The following is a 23,854-nucleotide window of genomic DNA, read 5'->3' on the forward strand; positions in this document are numbered from 1 at the left end:
AAAGTTCACGGTTCGCTGTTCCCCGCTCGCGGTGGTCTCCCTGTCCCAGGGGCTCCTCATCTCCCGGTCTTCCGCCCGCCGGTCACGGCATCGGCCCGTTCGTGAACTCGCCCATGCTGATGTCCCCATGGGCTGCGACCCGTAGCACGCCCTGCACCTTCAGATCACCCTGCACGGTGACCACGCCTGCAAAGCTCGCGCTCCTGGCCGCGATCTGCGTCTGGCCGATGGTCGTCGTGCCGCTGGCGGTCTCCGTGCGGGTCAGCCGCAGCATCTCCGGCCGCACTTCCGTCTTGCTCTGCCCCCACACGCCGCTGGTGACCGAGGTCGTCGTATAAGTTGCCGCCAGTGCTCCCACAAGCGCCGTCGTGCTGGAACTGCTCGCTCCGGCCACGGTGCCGCTGCGCGTGTAGGTCAGCGAAGAAGGTGACAGGACCATGCCAATCCCGCTGGTGTCTGCCAACGCCAGCCCGCCATCCCACAACCGCATGATCTCGTGCGTCCCGGCGCCGCCATCCGGCACCTCCCAGACCCAGTTGGCATCCGACCGCGTCGCCCGCTGATGAATCACCGGGGCATTGTAGCGCAGTTCAGAATACGTGCTGTTCACCTCCTCCACCCAGATCTGCTGGTTCTCCGTATGCGTTCCGGTAATGCCCCAATTCTGGTTGCCCGCGATCCACGTGTCTCCGATGTACACGTTGTCATACCGGTCCTCCCAGTGTTCCGGTTCGATGACGTTGTTAAACTCGTCGTAAACGGGCGGGAAATAGTCCTGCCCCACCACCCCCCATGAGTATTGCGGGCTCCAGTACCCGCCCGACTCCACCCAGCCCCAGTCCTCCACCGTCACCCAGTTGTCCTCATAGTGTGCCGGGGTGATGTAGCCGCCCCACACCTCCTCGGTTTCCTGGCTCACATCCAAGGCCATGCCATAGGATGAGGAATTGCCCAGCGGATCGACCTGAATGCTTCCAAAGAACGCCGCCCCGGCAATGGTGGCATTGTTGGACACGTCAACGTTGCTGAAACTCTCCGCCCAGGCGGAGCCGGATGCCAAAAGACCGAGCAGCAGGCCCGGAGCGATGAATCGATGGAGCAGTGGTTTCATGATGATGAAAGAAGGGAGGGGCAGGGTTGTGGGTTCGCAGTTCTCGGTTCGCTGTTCTTCGTTCTTGGTGCTTGGTTGGCTGGCTCACTGACGACTGACTGTTGGCCAGCGCCTGCCGGCCACCGGCCTACAGGCTCATGTGGCTGACGGGGTCGCTCCAGTCGCTGTAGCCGGTGCTGCCGCCCACGGCGCGGACTTGGAACTGGTAGTTGCCGCCGGGGGTCAGACCGTTGACGGCCATGGAGCGGGAATTGGTAAACAGGCCGCCGTCCTGCCACGGGCCGGGCGCGCCTCCCGCGCCGATGAGGGCGTAACGCAGCTCGTAGCACTTGGCATTGGCCACCGGGCCCACGCGCACGATGAGCTGGCCGGAGATGCCGTTGACGATGTCCCTGATGGTGGGCGCGGCCAGCGGCGCGGAGGCGTGGTTCGTGCTCACCGCGTCAAAGCCGCTGGAGAGCAGCACGGCCAGGTCATTGCCGCAGTTCGCCTGCACATAGCCCGCGAGCTGGCGCATAAGGCCGATGAGCATGTCGCGCTTCGCATTCTTGTCCGCCGTGTCCGCCGGACCGCCCTGCTGGGCAGTGGCGATGGCGTTGCTGAAGGCCGTCAATGCGGCGGTGAAATCCGCCTGCACCACCGGTGGCGCGGGGTAGGCGGCGTTTCCATACAACTTCATGGCCACGGCGGTGGCCGTCTCTTCCAATGAATGATCGGCCGCCGAGGCGAAACCGAGGAGTACACGTAGCTGAGGCATGCGTTTAGGGCTGGGTTGCGGCAAAAATCCATCCCAAGTCAGGCCGGGAGAATCCCAGCGCAGCGGATGGCCCTGGGCGTCCTGGCCGTCCCAGGTGAGTGGAGTGTTTGCCATGGTTGGTGGTCGGTTGGGTTTGAGCCGTCGGCTCGAAAAGGAAGGGCGGTCCGGATGGCAGGCTGATCTGCCCACGCACGGCCGCTGCGGCGCACCGAACGAGTCTGGTCCGGCATCGAACGAGTCTTCTCCGCTGCTGCGAGAGTCTTGTCCGTGATCGAGCGAGTATTCGGCGGCACTGAACGAGTCTTCTCCCTGTCAGAAAGACTGTCTCCATGAGGGAACGAGTCTTTACCACAACGGAGAGAGTCATTTCCGTGGTCGAAAGAGTCTTCGCTGTGACCGAGACAGTTTTGTCCGCAGCGGACAAGATTGGCTCCGCGACGGAGAGAGTCTGTTCCACCGTGGAGAAAATGGCGTCGGCAAGCGAACGAGTTGAGTCCATCACCACGCAACCGCCATCCACCACGCCCCTGCCCTGACCGCTTCCGGAATCCGCTTGACGCCCCAGCCCACCCACTATCGAGAACCGCGAACCGCGAACCGCGAACCGCGAACCGCGAACCGCGAACCGCGAACCGCGAACCGCGAACCGCGAACTTCTGAACGATGGTTGAGGGCGCTCATGAATTTAACTGAATTATCAATGACGCTATGCCAAAGACGTATTTCAACTCAATCTAAATCCTTATTCGCACCCAAACCACACCTAAGCACCAGAGAGAAACTGATTGATTATCAACACTGAATCAGGTCCAAAAATACTTTTATCCCTAGGTCAGGAGGGCTCACAACCGCCACAGCAGATGTCCAAGCGCGTGCTTCAGACGGGATTTCATGGGTGTAAAAGTCCTGTCAAAAGCCACCAATGCGTGCTTATGGCTCTCTGTAAGCTCAAAACAACCATGGAAGACCTCGAAATCGCCCGCGCCTGCGCCCTTTACGCTGATGACAAAAAAGCGGAGAACATCCGCATCCTCGACCTGCGCGGACTCAGCCCCATCTCTGACTACTTTGTGCTCTGCACCGCCCTTTCCACGCCCCAGCTTCGCGCTGTGCGGGACGAGATCATCGAGCGCATGAAGGAGGAGCATGCCACGGCTCCCAGCGTCAAAGACGGCAACTTCGAAAGCCAGTGGATCATTCTCGTCTATGGCAGTGTGATGGTGCACATCCTCACCCCTGAGAAGCGCGAATACTACGCCCTCGAAGAACTCTGGGGCGACGCGCCTGAACTGGCGCTGACCGTGGAAAAGCCGGCACCCGAGCCCAAGGCGAAGAAAACTCCGGCCAAGAAAGCCGCAGCCAAAAAGGCTCCTGCAAAGCGCGCTGCCAAGAAGAAGGCGGACTGATTTTCTTCTCGTCATTCCCGGCTCTGTTCGCTAAACAGCAGGGATGAACGTCCGCGTCCTGCTCGTCCTCGTTTCCTGCGCACTCAGCGTGGTCACCGGCCTCGTGGTTGCACGCGGCGGTGTTGGAACGACGACTGCACGACAGCGGCCGCTCATCGGTCTCTCAATGGATACGCTCAAGGAAGAGCGCTGGCAGGTGGACCGTGATCTCTTCACTGCCAAAGTGCAGGCCGCTGGTGCCGATGTCCTCGTTCAGTCCGCCAACAGCAACGACGCCGTCCAACTCCAAAACATCGAGAGTCTCATCACCCAGAAAGTCGATGCGCTCGTCATCATCCCCCATGACGGCGCGGCGATGGCGAAGGCGGTCAATCTTGCCCATCAAGCCGGCATTCCCGTGCTCTCCTACGACCGCCTCATCACCGGCTGCGACCTCGATCTCTACCTGACCTTCGACAACGTGAAGGTCGGTGAATTGCAGGCGAAGTTTCTTGCTGATCGCATTCCTCAGGGCGGCAAACTGCGCCTCATCCGCATCTATGGCGCAAAGACCGACAACAACGCCAAGCTCTTCAAGCAAGGGCAGGATAACATTCTCAATCCACTCATCGCCGCGGGCAAAGTCGAGGTACTGTTTGAAGACTGGGCCGAAGACTGGAAACCCGAAAACGCCAAAAAGATCACGAATGCTGCGATCACCAAGATCGGCCCGAACTTTGATGCGATCCTGGCCAGCAACGACGGCACTGCGGGTGGCGCGATCCAGGCTCTCACCGAGGAAGGGCTCGCCGGAAAAATCATCGTGACCGGTCAGGACGCCGATCTCGCAGCCTGCCAGCGCATTGCACAAGGCACGCAGGCGATGACCGTTTACAAACCTATCCAAACCATCGCCAACCAGGCCGCCGAACTCGCGCTCAAACTCGCCCGCCGCCAGCCCGTGATCGCCCGCGATGCCATCGCGAACGGCAAGATCGATGTGCCTTCCGTGCTGCTCGGCATCGTCTCCGTGACAAAGGACAACCTGCGCGACACCGTCGTCAAAGACGGCTTCCGCAAAGAGAGCGACGTATTTCAGTGACCACCGACATGATTCTCCGCGCCGACCACATCACCAAGCGCTTCCCGGGCGTCACTGCACTCAAGGACGTCTCGTTTGATCTTCAGGCCGGAGAAATCCACGCGCTTTGCGGCGAGAATGGCGCAGGCAAGAGCACGCTGATCAAACTGCTCTCCGGCATCCACCCGCACGGCAGTTATGAAGGGCGTTTCGAGGTGAATGGCACCGAGGCGAAGTTTGAAACCATCAAAGACGCCGAGAAGGCCGGGTTGGCGGTGATTTATCAGGAACTGGCACTCGTGGAGGAAATGACCGTGGCGGAGAACATCTTCCTCGGCCGCGAACCGCGACGCTGGGGCGCATTCATCGACTGGCCGCGTATGTATCGCGAGGCGCAGGCGCTACTGAACCGCTTCAAAGTCGATCTCGATCCTGCCGCGCCCGTGCGCACGCTCGGCGTCGGCCAGAAACAACTAGTCGAGATCATCAAAGCGCTCGCCAAAGACTCGAAGATCCTCATTCTCGACGAACCGACTGCAGCACTGGCCGAGCACGAGGTGTTGATCCTGCTCGACATCCTGCGTGACCTCCACAAACGCGGCATCGCCAGCATCTACATCTCCCACAAGCTCGACGAGGTGTTCAGCATCGCCGACCGCATCACGGTGCTCCGCGACGGCACCACCGTGAGCACGAAAAACGCCGCTGATACAAACAAGGCCGAGGTCATCCGTCACATGGTGGGCCGCGAGTTGGGCGATCTATTCCCACGTCGCACCACGCAGCCGGGCGAGGTCATCCTGCGCGTCGATTCGCTGGCCGTGGCCGATGCAGAATCCGGCGCGACCAAACTTCACGACATCAACTTCGAGCTTCGCGCCGGTGAAGTGCTGGGCATTGGCGGCCTGATGGGCGCAGGACGCACGGAACTGCTCATGCATTTGTTTGGTGCCTGGGGACAGAGCATCTCGGGCACCATGCAGCTACGCGGACAGTCGTTGGGCGGACTCACGCCGGAAACAATCATTCAAAAAGGTCTCGTGCTCGCGTCGGAGGACCGACGTCGCTATGGATTGCACTTGGAACACGAGATCGGCTTCAATCTCTCGCTGTCCTCGCTCGCCAGTGTCACGCGTGGCGGATTCATCCAGCGCAATACCGAGATTCGACGCAACCAGGGCATCTTTGAATCTCTTCGTGTCAAAGCGACCGGGCTAGAGGCCATCGTTGGCAAGCTCTCCGGTGGCAATCAGCAGAAGGTCGTGCTCGGCAAGGCGCTGCTGACCGAGCCATCGGTCATTCTGCTCGATGAGCCAACGCGCGGCATCGATGTCGGAGCGAAGCTTGAGATCTATGAGATCATCAATCAGCTCACTGCAGCCGGTAAAGCGGTCATCCTCGTCTCCAGCGAACTGCCCGAGCTCATTGGCATGAGCGACCGCATTCTCATGCTCAACGAAGGCCGCATCGGAGGTTCCTTTACCCGCGCCGAGGCCAATCAGGAAAAACTCATGGCCGCCGCCATGGGACATGCAGGCTGATTCTTTTGAAAAGCACCCGACTTTCCATCGTTCGACTTTAATTCAATCCTCCAACCATGATTCGTTCTATCCTAGCCTCACTCGCGCTCGCGGTCACCGCTGGTGCCGCACAACCGCCAAACATCGTCTTCATTTTCTGTGATGACCTCACCTGCCAGGCGATCAGCGCCTACGGTGACAAGCGCAAACTGCTCGAAACGCCGAACATGGACCGCCTGGCCAAGGAAGGCATGCGCTTTGACCGCTGCCTCGTCACCAACTCCATCTGCGGTCCCATGCGCGCCGTGATCCAGACGGGCAAATACTCGCACGCCAACGGCTTCTACAACAACAGCAACAGCCGCTTTGACAGCAGCCAGCCCACCTTTCCGAAAGTGATGCACGCCAACGGCTACCAGATGGCCATCATCGGCAAATGGCATCTCATGACCGATCCGGTCGGCTATGATTATTGGAACGTCCTTCCCGGCCAGGGTGCCTACTACAACCCGCCAATGATCGACAATGGCAAGCAGGTGAAATACGAAGGCTACACCACCGACATCATCGGCGATCTCACCTTGAAATGGCTCGACCAGCGCGACAAATCGAAGCCGTTTATGATGATGAGCCAGCACAAGGCGCCCCATCGCGAGTGGGAGCCGCCGACGCGCCTGCTCGGTTTCGACAATGACCGGGTTTACGAAGAGCCTGAGACCTTGTTCGACAGCTACAGCGGTCGCAGCAAGGCGGTAAGCGATCACGACATGGGGATCGATCGCACCATGACAGATCGGGACGTCAAACTCGTCACACCCGGCAACCTCACCCCCGAGCAGAAGAAAGAGTGGGACGCCTATTATGAGCCGCGCAACGCAAAGTACCGCGCAGCCGTCCCCGCAGGCCGTGACCTCGTGAAATGGCGCTATCAGCGCTACATGCACGACTACCTCGCCTGCGTGAAGGCGGTGGACGAAAACGTTGGCCGTGTGCTCGACTACCTCGACAAGAACGACCTCACCAAGAACACGGTCGTCATCCTGAGCAGCGACCAAGGCTTCTACCTCGGCGAACACGGCTGGTTCGACAAACGCTGGATCTTCGAGGAGTCGCTGCGCACCCCGATGCTCGTCCGCTGGCCCGGCGTCATCAAACCCGGCAGCACCTGCGAGAAGATTGTGAGCCCGGTGGATTTCGCGAGCACCTTCCTCGAAATCGCAGGCGCCCCGCCGATGGAAGGCGTACAAGGCCGAAGCATCGTTCCTCTCATGAAGGGTGAGACGCCCGCCGACTGGCGCAAGTCGCTCTACTACCATTACTATGAGTATCCCGTGCCGCATCGCGTCCGCCCGCACTATGGCGTCATCACCGAGCGCTACAAGCTCGTGCACTACTACAAGCCCGACGTGGACGACTGGGAACTGCTCGACCGCCAAAAGGATCCTCAGGAACTGAAGAGTTTCTACAACGATCCTGAATACGCCGACACCGTGAAGGAGCTCAAAGCCGAGATTCTTCGACTCCAGGGCGAACTGAAGGAAACAATGCCGCCACCGCGTCTCGCGCATGGCAACAAAGCCTTCGAAGGCGAGGTCAATCCGCCGGTGCAGCCGAAGAACAAAGGAGCAGGCAAAAAGAAGGCCGGAGCGAAGAAGCAGGAATAGCCTGAGGCTTCGTTAATCGCTCACTTGAGCAATCAATTGAGGCGAACCGCAAATGCGGTTCGCCTTTTTATTTGGCGCCGAGGGATTGATCAACGCCACATCGTCTTGCTCACATACCATTCGACGAATTGCGGCCCATAGAAGACCCACAACACGGCTCCCATCGCGAGATAGGGGCCGAAGGGAATCTTCGCCCCCCACTCGGCCTTGCCCGTGACTCGATGAATCACGGCAAACACCGTGCCCAGCACCGACGCGGCGAGGATTGTGAACAGCACCGACTGCCAGCCGGTAAAGGCGCCGATCATCATCAGGAACAATACGTCGCCGAACCCCATCGCCTCACGCGGGATGACGACCTGAGTTGTTTTCGCGCGCAACTTCGTCACGCCTTCGAGCGGGAACTCCTCAAGGTTCGCTCCTTCACGCACCTTCAGCTTCTCCATCCACAGTTCCGCGGTCACTGTGCCGAAGGAGCGTTCATTGACTTGAAGCTCGTTGCACGCGACCACCATGCGATCGGTCGCGCGCATGAAGAGGTCCGCCCAGTCATACTTGTGTTCACCGAACACGACGACCGGAGGCTCGTTTTCGTCCGGCTGCGTCACCTCCCAGCTCTCCTCCTTGGCAAAGACGAACTTCTTCCGCCCAAAGGCCAGCTTTCCCAGCTCGACGACCAACCAAAGACCACCGAGTCCAAGAGCAGCGCTCGCTAGCGAAGCCAAGAGCCCGTTTGTATGGGTCTCCTGCCCGACTAACGCCGGCACCCACCAGGAGGAAAGGACTCCGACCACAGCACCGCCGATCGTGATCGAGTGCGGCAGGATGAAATGGTCGATGTCGATGAACGTGCCTGAGATCAACAGGCTCATGAACACCCACAGGCACAGGACCTGCGGCCCCCAGAGGCGAATCAAGGGCCAGGGGTTCGTGGCGGAGTAATCTCCGCTGACCTTCAAAAACACGAGGTAGAACATCACGCCCGTGAGCAGCTCCACCATGAAGTAGCGGATGGAAATCTTCCCGCCGCAGTTCGCACACTTCCCGCGCAGCAGCAGCCAGCTCAGCAGCGGAATGTTCTGCCACATGGGGATCTTGTATTTGCAGGAGGGGCAGAAACTGCGCTTCGGATTGTTCACCGAAATGCCCAATGGCAGGCGATAGATGACCACATTCAGAAAGGAGCCGATACCTGCGCCCATGTAGAAGGCGAGGATGTGCAGCAGGGTGTTGAGAATTTGAAAGCGCATGGAGGACAGCAGAATTTGCAAACTTGCCCTGCCGTGCGTGTGTACGGAAGCAAAAAGTCCGCATGACCTCAGATTCCCGGCACCGACCGACGCATGTGCCCTTATTGGCCGTCTTATTTCTCGCCGCGTGCGCCGCCGACGGCCCCTTTCAGCGTGGACGCGGTGAAACACTGTTTCTCGATGAGACCGCGCCGTCACGCGCACGCACTTCGAACGTGCCCAAATCAGGACGGACTGAGGATCTGGCGAAGCAATTTGACCTGGTTGATGTTCGCAAAGTCATTCCCGACATCTCCATCGACCTTCGTTACGGCACCGCACAAAATGTGGCCAAACGCTCGCTCTACCCCGGAAGCATGCCCTGCCTTTTGCGCCGTGAAACGGCTGAAAAACTGCGAGCAGCACAGGCGCTGCTGCGCAGCCAGGGCTACGGCATCCGTGTCTGGGATGGCTACCGGCCTCCGGAAGTGCAGGAAGCGCTCTATCAGGCAGGTGCCGCGACTCACATGTTCATTTCCCCTGAAAGCGCGGGCTGGAGCCGACACTGCGGAGGAATCGCTGTGGATGTGACCCTGATGGATGCCGCCGGTCGCGAGCAGCGCATGCCGACGGCGTTCGATGCCGGCCTGGCAAATGCGAGCGCGACCTATCGCGGTGGTGATCCCGTCATTGCCCGCAATGTGCGTCTGCTCCAGCAAGCGATGCAGCAGGCAGGCTTCTCCACAGCAGCAGCCGAATGGTGGCACTTCGACGATGCCGACTTCGCACAGAATCCCCAGCCCGTCATCTACGGTTGGCAGCTCCGCATCCCTGTCACTTCTCCGAAAACACCGTGAGCATCCGCAACGACGCCACCTTCACGGTCATCGATGAGACCGACGGATACATCGTCGTCAACAAGCCTGCACCGCTGCAGATTCATCCCGGCGATCCAAACGGTCCACCCACGCTCTGGCATCGGCTGTGCGACCTCCTCTCGTATGAAATCGCCAACGGCGGCCAGGTTTCCATCATCAACCGTCTCGACCGCGAAACGAGCGGCGTCGTGCTGGTCGCCAAAAATCACGAACTCGCCCGCGTCTTCGGGATGGCGATGCAGGAGCGCCGGATTCACAAGACCTACGTCGCCCTCGTTCACGGCTGGCCCGAATGGAAAGAGAAAATCGTGGACGCACCGATCTTGAGCGCACGGGAGGTCGAGCCTTCCGACATCTGGGTCAAACAGATCGTCCACGAGCAAGGCGTTCCCTGCCGGACCGAATTTCGCGCGCTGAAGCGCTTCGAGCGCGACGGCATGCCACTCGCCTTGATCGAAGCAAAGCCTGAAACGGGCCGCATGCATCAAATCCGCGTGCATCTCCATCACCTCGGTCTGCCCATCGTCGGCGACAAGCTCTACGGTCGCGATGACCGCTGCTATCTGGAGTTCATCGAGACCGGCTGGACGCCTGTCTTGGAGAAAAAGCTGCTGCTTCCGCGGCAAGCGCTGCATTCCTCGCGTCTCGAGCTCAACCTCGAAGGCTTCCCGAGTTTTTGGGAGGCCCCGCTGCCATCTGAGTTCGTTTTGTAGTCCGCCTTTAGGCGGTTCTGTTCCGCCTGAAGGCGGGACTACCGAACAGTCTTCGATCAACTCCACCGCTTGACTCTGCTGTCGAGCTGAAACACCTGACCGCTAACATTCTCGAGGCAGTGCAGAAAGACAATGAAGCGTGCCACGTCGTGCGGCGTGTTCAAGCGGCCGAGGGCATGTGCGTTCGTCAGGTTTTCGCGAAACGCCGCGTCCTCCAGCAGATGACGCGTCATCATCGTCTCCAAAAATCCTGGTAGCACGCAGTTCACGCGTACATTGCGTGCGCCATATTCTTTGGCGATGCTTTGCGTAAAGCCAATCAGGCCCGCCTTTGCCGCCGCATAATTCGCCTGCCCCGCCGGACCGCTGATCGCCGAATACGAGCCGATGTTCACGATGTGTCCACAGCGCTGCTTCGCCATCAGCTTCACCGCCGCCTGCGAAACAAGAAATGCTCCTTTTAGGTTCACATCCATCACCTGATCGAAGTCAGCTTCTTCCATCTTCACGACTGCAACATCGCGACACACACCCGCATTGTTCACCAGCAGGTCAATCTGCTTCAGGTGGGCGAAAAACGCCTTCACGGACGCCGCGTTCGCCACATCGAGCTCAGAACGCCCCGGCGAAAACACCTCGAAACCCGCCTGCTTGAGTTCTTCGCAAATCGATTGGGCCAAATCGCCCTCGCCGCCGGTGATGACGGCGAGGCGGGCTGGGCTGCTTGTCGAAGATGACATGCAGGTCAATGGGTCAAGAGATCAAGGAGGTCAAGATCGTCCCTTGTCGCGACTCTTGACTGCATTGACAGCGCAGCCTTGACTTCTCGACCGTTTCTCAGCCCAGCGTGAAGGCCGGCAGTTTCACGATTTTGCCGCCTGCCATCGCGGACTGGTGGGCGCAGAGGCCGACGCAGGTCCAGTTGGCGGATTGGGTGGCGTTCGGGAACGGCTGGCGCTTCGAGGCAAGGGCGTTGGCGAACTCGTTGGCGAGATGCGGATGACTGCCACCGTGACCGCTGCCCTGCGTGAAACTGAGGTGCGTCTTTTTGCCGAGATCATAGACGCCCTTCGTGGTGAAGCGCTGAATCGGCTTGGGCAGGCGCTTGGCGAAGTCGGGAGCCTTCACGAGCTTCGGAATCTTGTGCTCCGGCAGCTTGGCGCGGTGCATGATAAGCGGTTCATGCTCGATGAGCGGCCATTCGATGGAGACTTTGTCCCCATAGACATCAATGCTCTCGCGATACTGACGCGCGGTGTCGAACAGACTGCGGATGATGCGGGCGTTCACATCGGTGCCCTTGAACTTGATGTGGGCGGTTTCGACCGCGAACGGCGAACCGTAGCACTTCTGCAACTCCTTGCGGACGGAGCCGGAGCCGAAGCAGCTCACGTATTCGGCGGGCTTGCCGATGAGTCCGGCGACTGGGCCGACGCAGTGCGTGGCGTACCACATAGGAGGGAGGCCGGGCCAGTAGTTCGGCCAGCCGTCCATGTCCTGCTGATGCGAAGCCTGTACGAACTGCAGCTTGCCGAGCTTGCCCTGATCGAGTTGCTCCTTCATGAACAGGTATTCGCGGGCATAGACGACGGTCTCCATCATCATGTATTTGAGGCCGGTCTTCTTGACGAGATCGCAGATCTTTTTGCAGTCTTCGATGCTGGTGGCCATCGGCACCGTGCAGGCGACATGCTTGCCGGCCTTCAGCGCCTCGATGCTCATCCAGCCATGGTCAGGAATCGGTGAATTGATGTGGACGGCGTCGATGTTCGGATCTTTGAGCATCGCCTTGAAGTCCGTGTAGCGCACAGCCACGTCGAAGGCGTCGCCGATGGCGTTGAGCTTCTTCGGATCGCGCTGGCAGATGGCGTAACAGGTGGTCAACGGATGACGCTGCCAGATGGGGATGAATTCCGCCCCGAATCCGAGGCCGACGACGGCGATGTTGAGCTTTTTGTCAGACATGATGGTTGGAAGTTGCGGCGACTTTATAGGCGCGGTCGGCGGCGGATGGGAAGGACAAAGTTTAGGGGGAATCGGACGGCGAAAACAAAGTTTCAGGTTTCAGGTTTCGAGTTTCAAGTTAGGGAACGGTGACACGATGCTGACCTCGGACTTTGATTATCATTTGCCACCTGAATTGATCGCCAGTGAACCGCTGGCGGACCGTTCGGCATCACGGATGATGGTGGTGCATCGCGGTTCTGGAAAGATCGAGCATCGGATGTTTCGTGAGATCGGGCAGTTCGTGTCTCAGGACGCGGGCGACATGCTGGTGTTGAACGACACGCGGGTGGTCCCTGCGCGCTACTTCACCAATCAAGGCTATGAGGTGTTGCGTCTCGACCCGCAGACGCCCACGCGCTGGCGTTGCATGGTAAAGCCGGGGAAGAAATTCCGTGTAGGCCACACCGTGTCGATTGGAGAGGCCACGGGTACCGTGGTCGAAATCCTAGAGGACAACGGCGACCGCATCATCGAGTTCGACCGCGTTGTGGACGAGTCCAAACACGGCCATCTGGCGCTGCCGCACTACATGGGCCGCGACGACCAACCTGCCGACCGCGAACGCTATCAAACCGTGTTTGCACGGGAAGAAGGCTCCATCGCCGCCCCCACAGCAGGTCTACATTTCACGCCTGAAGTGCTTGGCACGCTGCCTCACACGTTTGTGACGCTCCACGTCGGTGTCGGCACATTTCAACCGGTGAAGGTGGAGAACATCGCTGACCACAAGATGCACTCCGAAGTCTACGAAGTGCCAGAAGAGACCGCACAGACCGTGCAGGCAGCGAAACGTGTCATTCCCGTGGGCACCACCGCTTTGCGCACCTTGGAAACCGTCGCCCGCGATCATGGCCGGGTAATTCCCACACAAGGCAGCACGGACATCTTCATCCATCCCGGTTTTGAGTTTCGCGTTGCTGGCGGGCTGCTGACGAATTTCCACCTGCCCAAATCGACGCTGATCATGCTGGTGAGCGCCTTTGCAGGAAGAGAACTCATCATGAAGGCCTACTCAGAGGCGATTCGTGAGCGCTACCGCTTCTTCAGCTACGGCGACTGCATGCTTATCGTGTGAAGCGATGCTGACGTCAGCGCGTCTTTGCGGCCGACCAAGTGGCCAAAATGAACACGACGGCCACCACTCCGGCCTGCAGCCACGAGACAGCCGGATCCGGCCGCTCCAATCCACCCGTGAAGACAAACGTAACTCCGGCATAAACCAGCGTCTCAATCACCCCGCATAGGACGCCGCCTTCTCCAAGCAGTCCGACCATCAGGGCCAATCCGATCACTCCACCGGGAATCGCCAGCCAGGACCACAAGGACGCAGCCATAGCCCCTCCCACAGCTGCACCGGCGAAGACGAGCGGCAGAGCGCCCAAAATCAGCAATCCCTGGCCGAGACTCTTAGGACCACCTCCGGACGACGAAGGCATTCGTGGAGGATTCAACCGGTTCCAGTCAGGCAGTGGAATCATGATAAGGTCCTCCAAGTCCGGCCAACCTGAACAATCACACACCAGCGCTGGCACGTGCGATCTTCTCGCAGTTCTGTACGTCGAGTTTGCCGGAAGCGAGGACGGGAATGTCGCTGACTCGGATCATCTTTTTGGGGATCCACAACGGCGGCATTCCTTTGTCGAGCAGGCGGTAGCGGAGGTCGAGTATTTCCTGGTGTTCGGGACCGCCGGGCATGCTCGTCAGAAGTATGAGGGCTTCGCCTTTGTCGATGTCAGGAACGCCGACAACAGCGATTTTGCGCGCGGTTTCATTTTCGAGCCCCATGGCTTTGACGAGCGCCTCCTCGACGGTTTCATGCGGCACCATCTCACCGGCAATCTTCGAGAATCGGCTGAGGCGGCCCTCGATGTAAAGGAAGCCATCGAGATCAACGCGTCCGATGTCACCAGTGCGGAACCAGCCGTCCTGAAGCACGTCAGCAGTGCGTTTGGGGTCGTTGAGGTAACCTTCAAAAACGTTCGGTCCCTTGAACCAGATCATGCCGCTCTGATGCAGGGGGACAGGCTGGTCGTTTTCAGGATTGGTGATGCGGACCGCCATGCCGGGAACGACGTGGCCAACGGAGCCCTGACGATGACTGGGCAACCAGGAGTAGCCGCTGTCTTCGTCGCCCAGAGGATCGGGATCAGGCAGATTCAAATTGGACGCAGGTGACGTCTCAGTCAGGCCATACCCTTCGAGCACACGAATGCCAAAGCGGGTCTCAAACGCATCCGCCACGGTGCTGGGCAGTTTCTCAGCGCCGGTGACGCAGAGTTTGATCGAAGCCAACGCCTCACGATTCACCCCGCGCAGGTAACTGCGCAGGAAAGTCGGCGTCGAGATCATGAGAGTGACACGGTATTTCTCGATGAGCTGGGCGAGTTTTTTCACCTCCAGCGGAGTCGGGTAAGTGACCAGATGCAGCCCGTAGATGATGGGAAACCAAAGGGTGACGGTGCACCCGAAGCTGTGGAAGAGCGGCAGGCAGCCCAGGATGCTGTCATTGCTCTTCATGCCGAGGCGGCTGCCGAACTGCATGACGTTGGAGATCAGATTTCGATGAGTCAGGGCGACGCCCTTGGGCTCGCCGGAACTGCCACTGGTGAAGAGAAGAAGCGCCTCCTTGCGCCCCCCTTTCTTCGAGATGCCGAGGAGCGCAGCCAGGACGACGGAGGGCAGCACCTTGCTCAACACAAGCCACTTTGCGATTTGGAACTTCATCTTCGGCAGGAGCCGCTCAATGAGGATGAGCTGCTTGCTCGGCGGCCAGGGGAAGCTCTGCATCTTCCGCACGAAAATATCGGCGGTAAGGAAGCGGTCGATCTCGCCGCGGCGGATGGAGCTTTCAATGGCCGCGCGTCCGGCGGTGAAATTAAGGTTCACCGGTATTTTCCCGGCCATCACGACGGCCACGTTGCAGATGAGACCACCCAGGCCTGGAGGCAGGATGATTCCCACACGTTCTTTCTGAGTCTCGCGCTTCACCACCTGCGACAGGGCGAGCGCGGTGGCGAACACCTTGTCAAAGCGCAGGACCTTTTCGTCCTTGCCATCGACGACGCTGTTGCGCGTGCCGTGCTTTTTGAAGCCCTGAATCAAAGCGTAGCCGAGACTGAGATCGAGAGCGGGACATTCGCAGATGCTTTGCTCAGACAGCAGAAACAGACATTCCTGATAGCTTGCCAGATTGACCTCCGCTCCCTCAAGCAGCCTGCCGAAATTGAAGATCGCCTCGGCATCACTGTAGCGGCGCTCGATGGGCAATGCGGTGTCCTGACGGCGATGCACATGCATTGGCAGCACGGGAATCTCGGCCTTGAGGAGGAACTCAAGTTTCGTGCCCGGAACAGTGCTCAAGGGCGAAGTCATCGCGGCCGCTTCAGATGGAAGGTAGATGATGACCGCTCCGCTTTTGGCGGCGTCGGCCATGGCATGACGATAGGCGGACACCTCGGTTTCCCCAGGGGTGAATTCCATTGCATGCACGCTGTCCCGCTCCAGATGCGCCCGCAGCAGCGGATGCAGGGCGGCACCTTTCTTGACCACGTAAATGACCTCACGTTCTTCGAGGACGAGTTCCAGCCGCAGCAGATCAAAATAACCCAGCTGGCTGGGCAGAATCATGAATCCGCCGCCAGATGGCAGGTTTTCTTTGCCTAGGATGGTGAGGTCTTTGAGGGTGACGGGCTGTTCAGAGGCCATGATGAAGCGCGGGGTACGGTCCTACCTAAGCGGGGAGCAACGCGCATGCCAGTAGGAAAAGGGTCCCATTCTGCGGGCGACCACACGCGGTGCTTGTTCGGAGGCGAAACCAGAGGCATAGAAAACAGACCATGCGCCCCCCTTCCCCACGACCTCCCCGCCGTGATTCCGCCTCCCCGAGCACTACTCCGCCTCCAGGCAGTGAGTCGTGGCTTCGGCCTTGGGCGCAGATGAAGTATTTCTCTTTTCACCCGGCGGTGTACCCGAACATGCTCCGGGCGGTCTCCCCCGACGCGGGCCCGGGGGATCTGGTGAACGTCTATGACAAGGAAGGGCAGATTTTCGGCAGCGGCTTCTACAATCCGAAGGCCCGGGTGCCGTTGCGAGTGCTCCAGCATGGAGACGATGTGCTGAATGAAGATGCGCTCGATGCCCGGCTGGATGCCGCTCTCGACCTTCGCCTGAAAACTCTGCGTCTCAACGAAACCACGGACGCCTGGCGCGCCATTTCCTCCGATGGTGACGGCCTCAGCGGACTCGTAGTGGACCGCTATGCCGACGTGCTGTCGATCGAAGTCACCACGCTCGGCGTCTGGCGCCGTCTGCGCCGCTGGCTGCCAAAACTGCACGCCGCACTTGGCACCTCACAACATGTCATCGAGGTCGATGCGGACGTCGCCCGAATTGAGGCAATCCGCCACTCGGACGTGCCCGAAGCGGATGATCCCTCCCCCCGAAGCGTACGGGTGCGCGAGAATGGCGTGCGCTATCAGGTCAGTTTCGAAGACGGTCACAAGACCGGCTTCTTCTGCGACCAGCGTGACAACCGGTTCAAATTAGGCCATCTCGCACGTGGCCGCCGTGTTCTGGACTTGTGCAGCTACACGGGAGGGTTTGCCCTGAGCGCAAAAGTCCTCGGGGGCTGCGAAGACGTCACCGGAGTCGATCTCGACGAGAAAGCCATCGCGCAGGCGAAGAAGAACGCCGATCTGAACCAGGTCCGCATCGACTGGGTGCATGGCGACACCTTCACCTGGGGCCGTCAGATGCAACAAAATGGGAAACAATGGGACGCCGTCGTGCTCGATCCGCCCAAACTTGTCTTCTCCCGTGATGCTGAGGAAGGCCAGCTCGGCCGCAACAAATACTACGACATGAACGCCGTCGCACTCGGCCTGCTGGAACGAGGCGGCCTCTTTGTCACCTGCTCCTGCTCCGGTTTGCTCGATGTCGCCGAGTTTGAAGACATTGTCATGCGCGCCGCCCACCGCAACAAGCGCCGCCTGCAGATCCTCGACCGTACCGGAGCCGGAGCGGACCACCCTGTGATGTCCAACTGCCCCGAGAGCCGTTATTTGAAGGTGCTGTGGTGTCTTGCTTGGTGACGGCGCGTGCGGAGGCTCGAATCCGTTACAGGTTTCCTTTGCTACCTTATTCTGACTGTTTACTCTGAACGTCCCATGAATCCAGAGGTGCAAAACATCGTGGCCGCAGGCAAGCTTCCGGCTGCTGACGGCGAAAAACTTTCCAAACTCGAACCCGGAACCTTCTGCCTCCACAAGAGCTGGGGTGTCGGCCGAATCGCCGAATGGGATCTGCTGGGAGACCGCATTCTCATCGACTTCGAAGGGAAACCCGGCCATCCGCTTAAGCTCTCCTTTGCCATCAGTTCGCTGGAGATCATCCCGTCCGACCACATCCTGGCCCGCCGTCTTGCAGATCTTGACGGACTCAAGGAAATGGCCGCCAAGAACGCTCCGGGTCTGGTGGAACTCGCCCTCAAGAGCAGCGGCAACACGCTTCACCTCGACGATCTCGAGAAGCTGCTCAAAGGCCGCATCATCGCCGATGCCGACTACAAGAAATGGTGGGAAGCTGCCAAACGTGCGCTCAAAACGCACCGCCACATCGTCGTCCCCGCCAAACGCTCCGAAAAGCTTGTGCTGCGCGACCAGGCGGAGAACGCCGGCACCCAGATGGTAAGGTCCTTCCTCGCCGCACGCGACCTGAAGGGCAAGCTCGCCACGCTGGCCAGCATTCAGAAGGACATCGATCTCTTCGGCGATCCCAAGACCGAACTGGTCCCCGTTTTCCAGGACATCTCCGACTCCGCCCGCAAGAGCGTGAAGCTGAACCTCAAAGAATGCCTGCAGCTCCTGCTGGCACGCGATGAACTGGTCGAAAACCTCGGCACCACTGCCCCGATGGGCTCGATGAAGATCTCCGATCTCATCTGCGAAACCAAGGAGGTCCTTGCCGACTCCATCAAAGGTCTCTCCGCCGGCATGCTGGGCCGGATTTACCGTGCCTTCCCCGAGGCGTTCCCGAGCCGTGCCTGGGTTCCAGAAATCCTGATTCATCTAACCAAGACGGGCGGACGCGCCGTCGCTGAAATCGCGACAGTTCTCGACGCCAATGACGAACTCGACGTGCTGGCCGACGCGCTGAAAAAATCCCTGCGCAACCGCATGCTCTCAGCAGACCTTCTGATCTGGATGGCCCGCGAACGCAAAGGCCTGGCCGAATCCGTTTTCGACATCGATCTCGGCCATGCCATCCTCGGTGTCATCGAAAGTGATCACATGGAAGGCGGCCCCAAACGCACGGGCCGGCTTCAAGATCTCCTCTCCGATGACAAAACGCTGCTGGGCGAACTGGTGACGGACGCTGAAGACGAAGATGTGCGGTTGCTCGCCAAGCGTCTAATCAACGGCTCCCACTTCGACGAACTCACACGCCGCTCCCTCATGGCACGCATCATCAAGGCACGTCCTGAGATGGAATCCATGATGGATGATAGCGCAGGTGCCCACAAAAACGATGCGCTCATCGCGTCCTGGGAAAGCCTCGAGCGGAAGAAGCAGGAACTCGAGGACCTGGTCAACGTCAAGATCCCCGAGAACAAACGCGAAATCCAGATCGCCCGCGACGAAGGAGACCTGCGCGAAAACGGCGGTTACAAGGCAGCCCGTGACCAGCAGTCCGTCCTTCTGCGCATGCAGGGCAAGCTTGAGCGCGAACTGCGCAACGCCCGCGGCACCGACTTCGCGAACGTCCCGACTGACAAAGTCGGCATCGGCACGATCGTCGACGTCGAAGACATTCCCTCCGGCGAAAAGGAAACTTTTACCATTCTCGGAGCTTGGGATGGAGACTTGGACCTGAACATTATCAGCTACCTCTCCGAGTCCGCCAAAGCTCTGATTGGCAAGGCCGTCGGTGAGGAGCTTGAACTGCCCACTGACAGCCACCACGGCAGCCGCAAGGCCAAAGTCACCGCCATCCGCGCGTACAAGCAGTAGTCCTCCGCCCCCTCCCCACCCTAAATAGCTGCATCACCCGGTCAAAACAGGTGGGGCAGCCGCAAGGACAAGCAGGATTCCACGCCGGTAAATCCAGCGTGATATTTGTTGTTTTATCATTACGTTTTTGTTGTCCCCCAACACACGTTCGATGCCCCCTTCAAAAACCTTACGACCAGCCCGCAAGCCGAACCTCATAAATTGTCTTGCCGGGTGCGCCCTTTTCCTGCCTTTCCTGTCTATCTCGCAAGGACAGATCACCAGCGCGGAGAACCTCAGTGTCATTCTTGGTGGCACCAAGAGCACACCAGTTCAGGAATCCGCCAAAGACCACCAATCCGAAGGCAATCCCCCTGGCGTTTTCGAAGCCAACCCCGGTCCATGGGGAAAGCTGCTGTGCGCCTACATCTATTTGGAAGCTCCGCAAACATTCGTCGAGAGCTTTCCGCTGCCGAGTCCGGTTCCTCGCTGGACCTTCCCGGCATCCAGTTTTGCCAGCTTGCCTGACTTCTTTGCCAAAGCCGGGCTCTCTGAATCATTTATTTCGAAGATGTTCTCCCCGCAGCATGTCGTGAAGGACGGTGATTACGTGCACCTTCTTCCTCCGATAGCGGAACTGGAAAGCATGTCTCCGGAGGTGCGCACCACGATCTATACGGAACTGTCCAAATATCCGGAGAATGAGTATCATGCGAGTCCGGTTCTCATCATCGGCACCACTGTTGAAGAATGGTACAAGGGCAGCAAGTTGCGTCCGGAAATTGTCAGCAAAATCAAGCAGCTCAGTTATACACGCGGTGAAACCACCGCATTCAGTGACATTCCCCTTCTGCTCAATTACGCGGAATCTGACTCGGAGGCGCGCTCCATCTTTAAAGCATGCACCCGCACCCGGAACCTCATGGTTCGCCTCAAACTAAACAAGAACTCGAATGCCGAGGAAATCGTCCGCTACTGGACCTTCGGTGTTGGCATTCGACGCAAAGATCTCGAACCGCTGGTTCAGTCGGTGATCGAACTCGATGGCGTCGATGACATCGGCATCTCCCACCTCCTGCCGGCGCTGGCGCGCAAGCTCCTCTACACCTATCCGGGTCTGGACATGGCCAAGAACGGCATCATGCCGGACTGTCACTGGACGTCGCTCAACTTCTTCAATTACGAACCTCACGAATACCTGCTGGACGCCCGCCTAGCGACCAGCCAAGTCCTCGAGCAGTTCACTCCGGTGGATCCCCCTTACCAATATGGGGACATCCTTTTCTTTCTAGACAACACCACCGGCGACGCCTTCCACTCCTGCGTCCATTTGGCGGACAATATCGTGTTCACCAAAAACGGGCGAAACATCCTGTCCCCTTGGGTGATCATGCGTCTTGAAGATGTGGAAAAGGTCTATCTTTACCAAGGTACCGGTCATGTACAGGGATTCCGCCGCAAGGACATCGCTGCTGAGAAGGCAGCGAGCCAGTGAGCCGAACGCAGCCTGTATTTCATCCGGATTACCGGTGATGATGCAATGAACCTGTGGCCGAAGGCGTTAAGCCCGAACCACCATGTCCTCACGTCGCCATTTCCTCCACACCGTCCTCGGCACTTCTGCCGCCGCAGCCTTCGCCGCCGACTCCAAGCTCACCTACAAGGGTGAAAACATCCAGTTTGGCCTCGTAACTTACATGTGGGGCGCGGACTGGGATCTGCCCACTCTGATCAAGAACTGTGAAACCGCCGGAGTGCTTGCCGTTGAACTTCGTGTCGAGCACGCGCACAAGGTAGACATCTCGCTCACTCCCGAGCAGCGCCAGGAGGTGCGCCGTCGTTTTGACGATTCACCTGTCAAGGTTCTCGGCATGGGCACCAATTTCGAGTTTCACTCGCCCAAAGAGGACGAACTGAAAAAGAACATCGAAGGGGCCAAGGCCTACATCAAACTCGGCCACGACATCGGCGGCAGCGGTATCAAGGTGAAACCGAATGCATTGCCGAAAGAAGTCCCGGTGGAGCAAACCCTCGCCCAAATCGGTAAAGCACTTGCTGAATTGGGCGACTACGCCCTCGGGTTCGGTCAGGAAATCCGGCTCGAAGTGCATGGCAAAGAGACCTCCAATCTTAGCCATATCCAGACGATCATGCAGGCGGCCGCACGCGACAACGTTCGCGTTTGCTGGAACTCCAATGCCGAAGACCTCTCTGGTGACGGGATCGAGGCCAATTTCGCCAAGGTCAAAGATTACCTCGGACACACGGTGCACATCCGCGAGGTGAACACGGGCGACTATCCGTATGACAAACTGGCCCGGCTGCTCGTAGAAGCCGACTATGAGGGCTTCGTCTGCCTCGAAGCACGTGCCAAGCAGGAAGACCGTGTCGCAGCGCTTGCCGAGCAGCGCCAGCTCTTCCAAAACCTCGTCACCGAGGCACGCAAGACCGTCAAGGACTAGGCGCCAGCGCCACCAGACAGGAGTTCCCTTTCGGAAGTACCGTGCTTGCCTCATGGAACCGGAGTTGTGGACACATCCTTGACTCCCCCTTCCCCTTCTGCCATTTCACGCAGTTGCGATCGTCATTTCCCATTCCCATTTCGTCATTCTCCATGGCCACACCAGCCCCTGCACACGGTTACACTGAAGACTCCATCAAATCCCTCGACTGGCGCGAGCACATCCGTCTCCGACCCGGCATGTACATCGGCAAGCTGGGCGACGGTTCCCTCCCCGAGGACGGCATCTACGTGCTGCTCAAGGAAGTGCTCGACAACTGCATCGACGAGCACGTCATGGGCTTCGGCAATACCATCGAGATCAGCATCACCGAAGATCAAACCGTCACCGTGCGCGACTACGGCCGCGGAATTCCGCTGGGCAAGCTGATGGAATGCGCCGCGCAGATCAACACAGGCGCCAAGTACGACAGTGAGGTCTTCAAGCGCTCCGTCGGCCTCAACGGCGTCGGCATCAAGGCGGTCAACGCCCTCTCCGAGTTCTTCGAGATTCAGGCGATCCGTGAAAAACAGACCCGCTCCATCGAATTCAGCCAAGGCCTCGTCGTTTACGACATGGGCAAGCCCAAGGCCTGCGACGAGCCTGACGGCACGCGCATCGCCTTCCGCGCCGACGCAGAGAGCTTTGCCGAGGACACTCATTTCCGTCTCGATTTCGTGCGCGAGATGCTGCGTTTCTACGCCTGGCTGAACCCCGGCCTCACCATCATCCTCAACGGCGAAAAGTTTAAGTCCAAGGACGGCCTGATGGATCTCATCCGCGCCAAGCTCACCGAGGAGCCGCAGTACCCCATCATCCATCTCGAAGGCAAGGACGTGGAGGTGGCCTTCACGCACGGCACCGGCTACGGCGAGGAGTACTACAGCTTCGTCAACGGCCAGCACACCACCCAGGGGGGCACCCACCTCGCCGCTTTCCGTGAAGCCATCGTGCAGGAGTGCCGTGAGTTCTTCAAAAAGCAGTACGACCCAGCCGACGTGCGCGGCAGCATCATCGCCGCCGTCAGCGTCAAGGTGCAGGAGCCTGTCTTCGAGTCGCAGACCAAGACCAAGCTCGGATCCACCCACATGGAGCCGAACGGGCGCAACCTTCGCGGCCACATCACGAGCGTCATCGCCGCCCAGCTCGACAACTTCCTCCATAAGCATGCCGACATCGCCAAGTCGCTGCAGGAGAAGATCAACTCCAACGAAAAGGAGCGGAAGGAAATCAGCGGCATCCAAAAGGCCGCCCGCGAAAACGCCCGAAAGGCCAAGGTTTGCAACAAGAAGCTCCGCGACTGCCGCGTCCACTTCGACACCAAGGACAAACGCCGCGACGACAGCACCCTCTTCATCACCGAAGGTGACAGTGCCTCCGGCAGCATCACCAAGAGCCGCGATGTCGAGACGCAGGCCGTTTTCAGCCTGCGAGGAAAGCCCCTCAATTGTTTCGGTCTCACCCGCAAGGTCGTCTATGAAAACGAGGAGTTTTACCTCCTGGCAAACGCCCTGCAGATCGAAGAGGACCTCGAAGAACTCCGCTTCAACCGCGTCGTGCTCGCCACCGATGCTGATGTGGACGGCATGCACATCCGTCTGTTGATGATCACCTACTTCCTGCAGTTCTTCCCAGAACTCGTGCGCAAAGGCCACCTCTATATCCTGCAGACGCCGCTCTTTCGCGTCCGCAACAAGCGGGAGACCTACTACTGCTATAGCGATGAGGAGCGCCAGCGCGCCATCCACCGCTGCGGTAAGTCCGCCGAGATCACCCGCTTCAAAGGCCTCGGCGAAATCTCCCCCGACGAGTTCAAGCACTTCATCGGCCCCCACATGCGCCTCGAACCTGTCACCATGCCCGAGCAGAAGAGCATCAAGGAGATGCTCACGTTCTACATGGGCAAAAACACACCCGAACGCCAGACCTACATCGTCGAGAACCTCCGCATCGAGGAAGAGCTCGAATTCAAGGGCGAAGCCAAGTCCGAGGAACTGGCCGAGGCTGCGTAATCGCCGAAAC

The 23,854-nt window shown here is 59.2% G+C and carries 19 protein-coding genes; 12 read left to right on the forward strand and 7 right to left on the reverse strand.

Annotated features, from left to right (window positions below; translation table 11 throughout):
- Positions 1-82: 82 nt before the first annotated feature.
- Positions 83-1,111, reverse strand: coding sequence for a hypothetical protein (locus tag KDL09_RS19050; protein WP_294388766.1), 1,029 nt, complete (start codon positions 1,109-1,111; stop codon positions 83-85).
- A 127-nt stretch (positions 1,112-1,238) separates the two neighbouring features.
- Positions 1,239-1,982 carry a fibronectin type III domain-containing protein gene (locus KDL09_RS19055; RefSeq protein WP_294388767.1) on the reverse strand — a complete coding sequence of 248 codons (744 nt, stop codon included), beginning with the start codon at positions 1,980-1,982 and terminating at the stop codon, positions 1,239-1,241.
- 845 nt (positions 1,983-2,827) lie between these two features.
- Here KDL09_RS19055 and rsfS point away from each other — a divergent pair.
- Genes rsfS through KDL09_RS19075 form a run of 4 tightly spaced genes read left to right on the forward strand, consistent with a single transcriptional unit; the run spans position 2,828 to position 7,518 of the window.
- On the forward strand, positions 2,828-3,274 hold the full coding sequence (gene rsfS, locus KDL09_RS19060) for a ribosome silencing factor (protein WP_294388769.1): 447 nt from the start codon (positions 2,828-2,830) through the stop codon (positions 3,272-3,274).
- Positions 3,275-3,317: 43 nt separating this feature from the next.
- Complete coding sequence (locus KDL09_RS19065; RefSeq protein WP_294388770.1) at positions 3,318-4,355, forward strand: substrate-binding domain-containing protein; 1,038 nt, start codon at positions 3,318-3,320, stop codon at positions 4,353-4,355.
- An 8-nt stretch (positions 4,356-4,363) separates the two neighbouring features.
- Positions 4,364-5,875 carry a sugar ABC transporter ATP-binding protein gene (locus KDL09_RS19070; protein ID WP_294388772.1) on the forward strand — a complete coding sequence of 504 codons (1,512 nt, stop codon included), beginning with the start codon at positions 4,364-4,366 and terminating at the stop codon, positions 5,873-5,875.
- 56 nt (positions 5,876-5,931) lie between these two features.
- Positions 5,932-7,518, forward strand: a complete 1,587-nt coding sequence (locus tag KDL09_RS19075) for a sulfatase (protein WP_294388776.1) — start codon at positions 5,932-5,934, stop codon at positions 7,516-7,518.
- 89 nt (positions 7,519-7,607) lie between these two features.
- On the opposite strand, the gene KDL09_RS19080 is transcribed toward KDL09_RS19075, so the two are convergent.
- Entirely contained in the window at positions 7,608-8,768 is a 1,161-nt protein-coding gene (locus KDL09_RS19080; RefSeq protein WP_294388778.1) for an A24 family peptidase, read from the reverse strand.
- A 62-nt stretch (positions 8,769-8,830) separates the two neighbouring features.
- On the opposite strand from KDL09_RS19080, the gene KDL09_RS19085 reads away from it, so the two are divergent.
- Positions 8,831-9,604 (forward strand): M15 family metallopeptidase, encoded by a 774-nt coding sequence (locus KDL09_RS19085; RefSeq protein ID WP_294388780.1) that lies wholly within the window; start codon positions 8,831-8,833, stop codon positions 9,602-9,604.
- The gene (locus KDL09_RS19090; protein ID WP_294388782.1) at positions 9,601-10,338 is read left to right on the forward strand and encodes an RNA pseudouridine synthase; all 738 of its coding nucleotides are present in this window, start codon (positions 9,601-9,603) and stop codon (positions 10,336-10,338) included. Before KDL09_RS19085 ends, KDL09_RS19090 begins: the two co-directional genes overlap by 4 nt.
- 56 nt (positions 10,339-10,394) lie before the next feature.
- Here the strand turns inward: KDL09_RS19090 and KDL09_RS19095 are convergent, their stop codons facing one another.
- Positions 10,395-11,078 carry an SDR family oxidoreductase gene (locus KDL09_RS19095; RefSeq protein WP_294388784.1) on the reverse strand — a complete coding sequence of 228 codons (684 nt, stop codon included), beginning with the start codon at positions 11,076-11,078 and terminating at the stop codon, positions 10,395-10,397.
- Positions 11,079-11,175: 97 nt separating this feature from the next.
- Positions 11,176-12,303, reverse strand: coding sequence for a Gfo/Idh/MocA family oxidoreductase (locus KDL09_RS19100; protein WP_294388786.1), 1,128 nt, complete (start codon positions 12,301-12,303; stop codon positions 11,176-11,178).
- A 136-nt stretch (positions 12,304-12,439) separates the two neighbouring features.
- On the opposite strand from KDL09_RS19100, the gene queA reads away from it, so the two are divergent.
- On the forward strand, positions 12,440-13,420 hold the full coding sequence (gene queA, locus KDL09_RS19105) for a tRNA preQ1(34) S-adenosylmethionine ribosyltransferase-isomerase QueA (protein ID WP_294388788.1): 981 nt from the start codon (positions 12,440-12,442) through the stop codon (positions 13,418-13,420).
- Positions 13,421-13,433: 13 nt separating this feature from the next.
- Here queA and KDL09_RS19110 read toward each other — a convergent pair whose 3' ends face one another.
- Both KDL09_RS19110 and KDL09_RS19115 read right to left on the reverse strand, forming a co-directional pair.
- Positions 13,434-13,823: a hypothetical protein gene (locus tag KDL09_RS19110; RefSeq protein ID WP_294388790.1), complete on the reverse strand. Its 390-nt coding sequence runs from the start codon at positions 13,821-13,823 to the stop codon at positions 13,434-13,436.
- Positions 13,824-13,857: 34 nt separating this feature from the next.
- Complete coding sequence (locus KDL09_RS19115; protein ID WP_294388792.1) at positions 13,858-16,050, reverse strand: AMP-binding protein; 2,193 nt, start codon at positions 16,048-16,050, stop codon at positions 13,858-13,860.
- Between the two features lie 131 nt (positions 16,051-16,181).
- On the opposite strand from KDL09_RS19115, the gene KDL09_RS19120 reads away from it, so the two are divergent.
- From KDL09_RS19120 to KDL09_RS19140, 5 genes are all read left to right on the forward strand, one after another.
- Positions 16,182-17,435, forward strand: a complete 1,254-nt coding sequence (locus KDL09_RS19120; RefSeq protein ID WP_345781098.1) for a class I SAM-dependent rRNA methyltransferase — start codon at positions 16,182-16,184, stop codon at positions 17,433-17,435.
- 75 nt (positions 17,436-17,510) lie between these two features.
- Entirely contained in the window at positions 17,511-19,352 is a 1,842-nt protein-coding gene (locus tag KDL09_RS19125; RefSeq protein WP_294388796.1) for a GreA/GreB family elongation factor, read from the forward strand.
- 151 nt (positions 19,353-19,503) lie between these two features.
- Positions 19,504-20,826, forward strand: a complete 1,323-nt coding sequence (locus KDL09_RS19130) for a hypothetical protein (RefSeq protein WP_294388799.1) — start codon at positions 19,504-19,506, stop codon at positions 20,824-20,826.
- Positions 20,827-20,908: 82 nt separating this feature from the next.
- Positions 20,909-21,793 (forward strand): TIM barrel protein, encoded by an 885-nt coding sequence (locus KDL09_RS19135; protein ID WP_294388800.1) that lies wholly within the window; start codon positions 20,909-20,911, stop codon positions 21,791-21,793.
- 152 nt (positions 21,794-21,945) lie between these two features.
- Entirely contained in the window at positions 21,946-23,844 is a 1,899-nt protein-coding gene (locus tag KDL09_RS19140) for a DNA topoisomerase IV subunit B (RefSeq protein WP_294388802.1), read from the forward strand.
- The last annotated feature ends 10 nt before the right edge of the window (positions 23,845-23,854 follow it).

It is taken from the genome of Prosthecobacter sp. (genome assembly GCF_020439865.1).
In the GTDB taxonomy this organism is placed as follows: Bacteria; Verrucomicrobiota; Verrucomicrobiia; order Verrucomicrobiales; family Verrucomicrobiaceae; genus Prosthecobacter.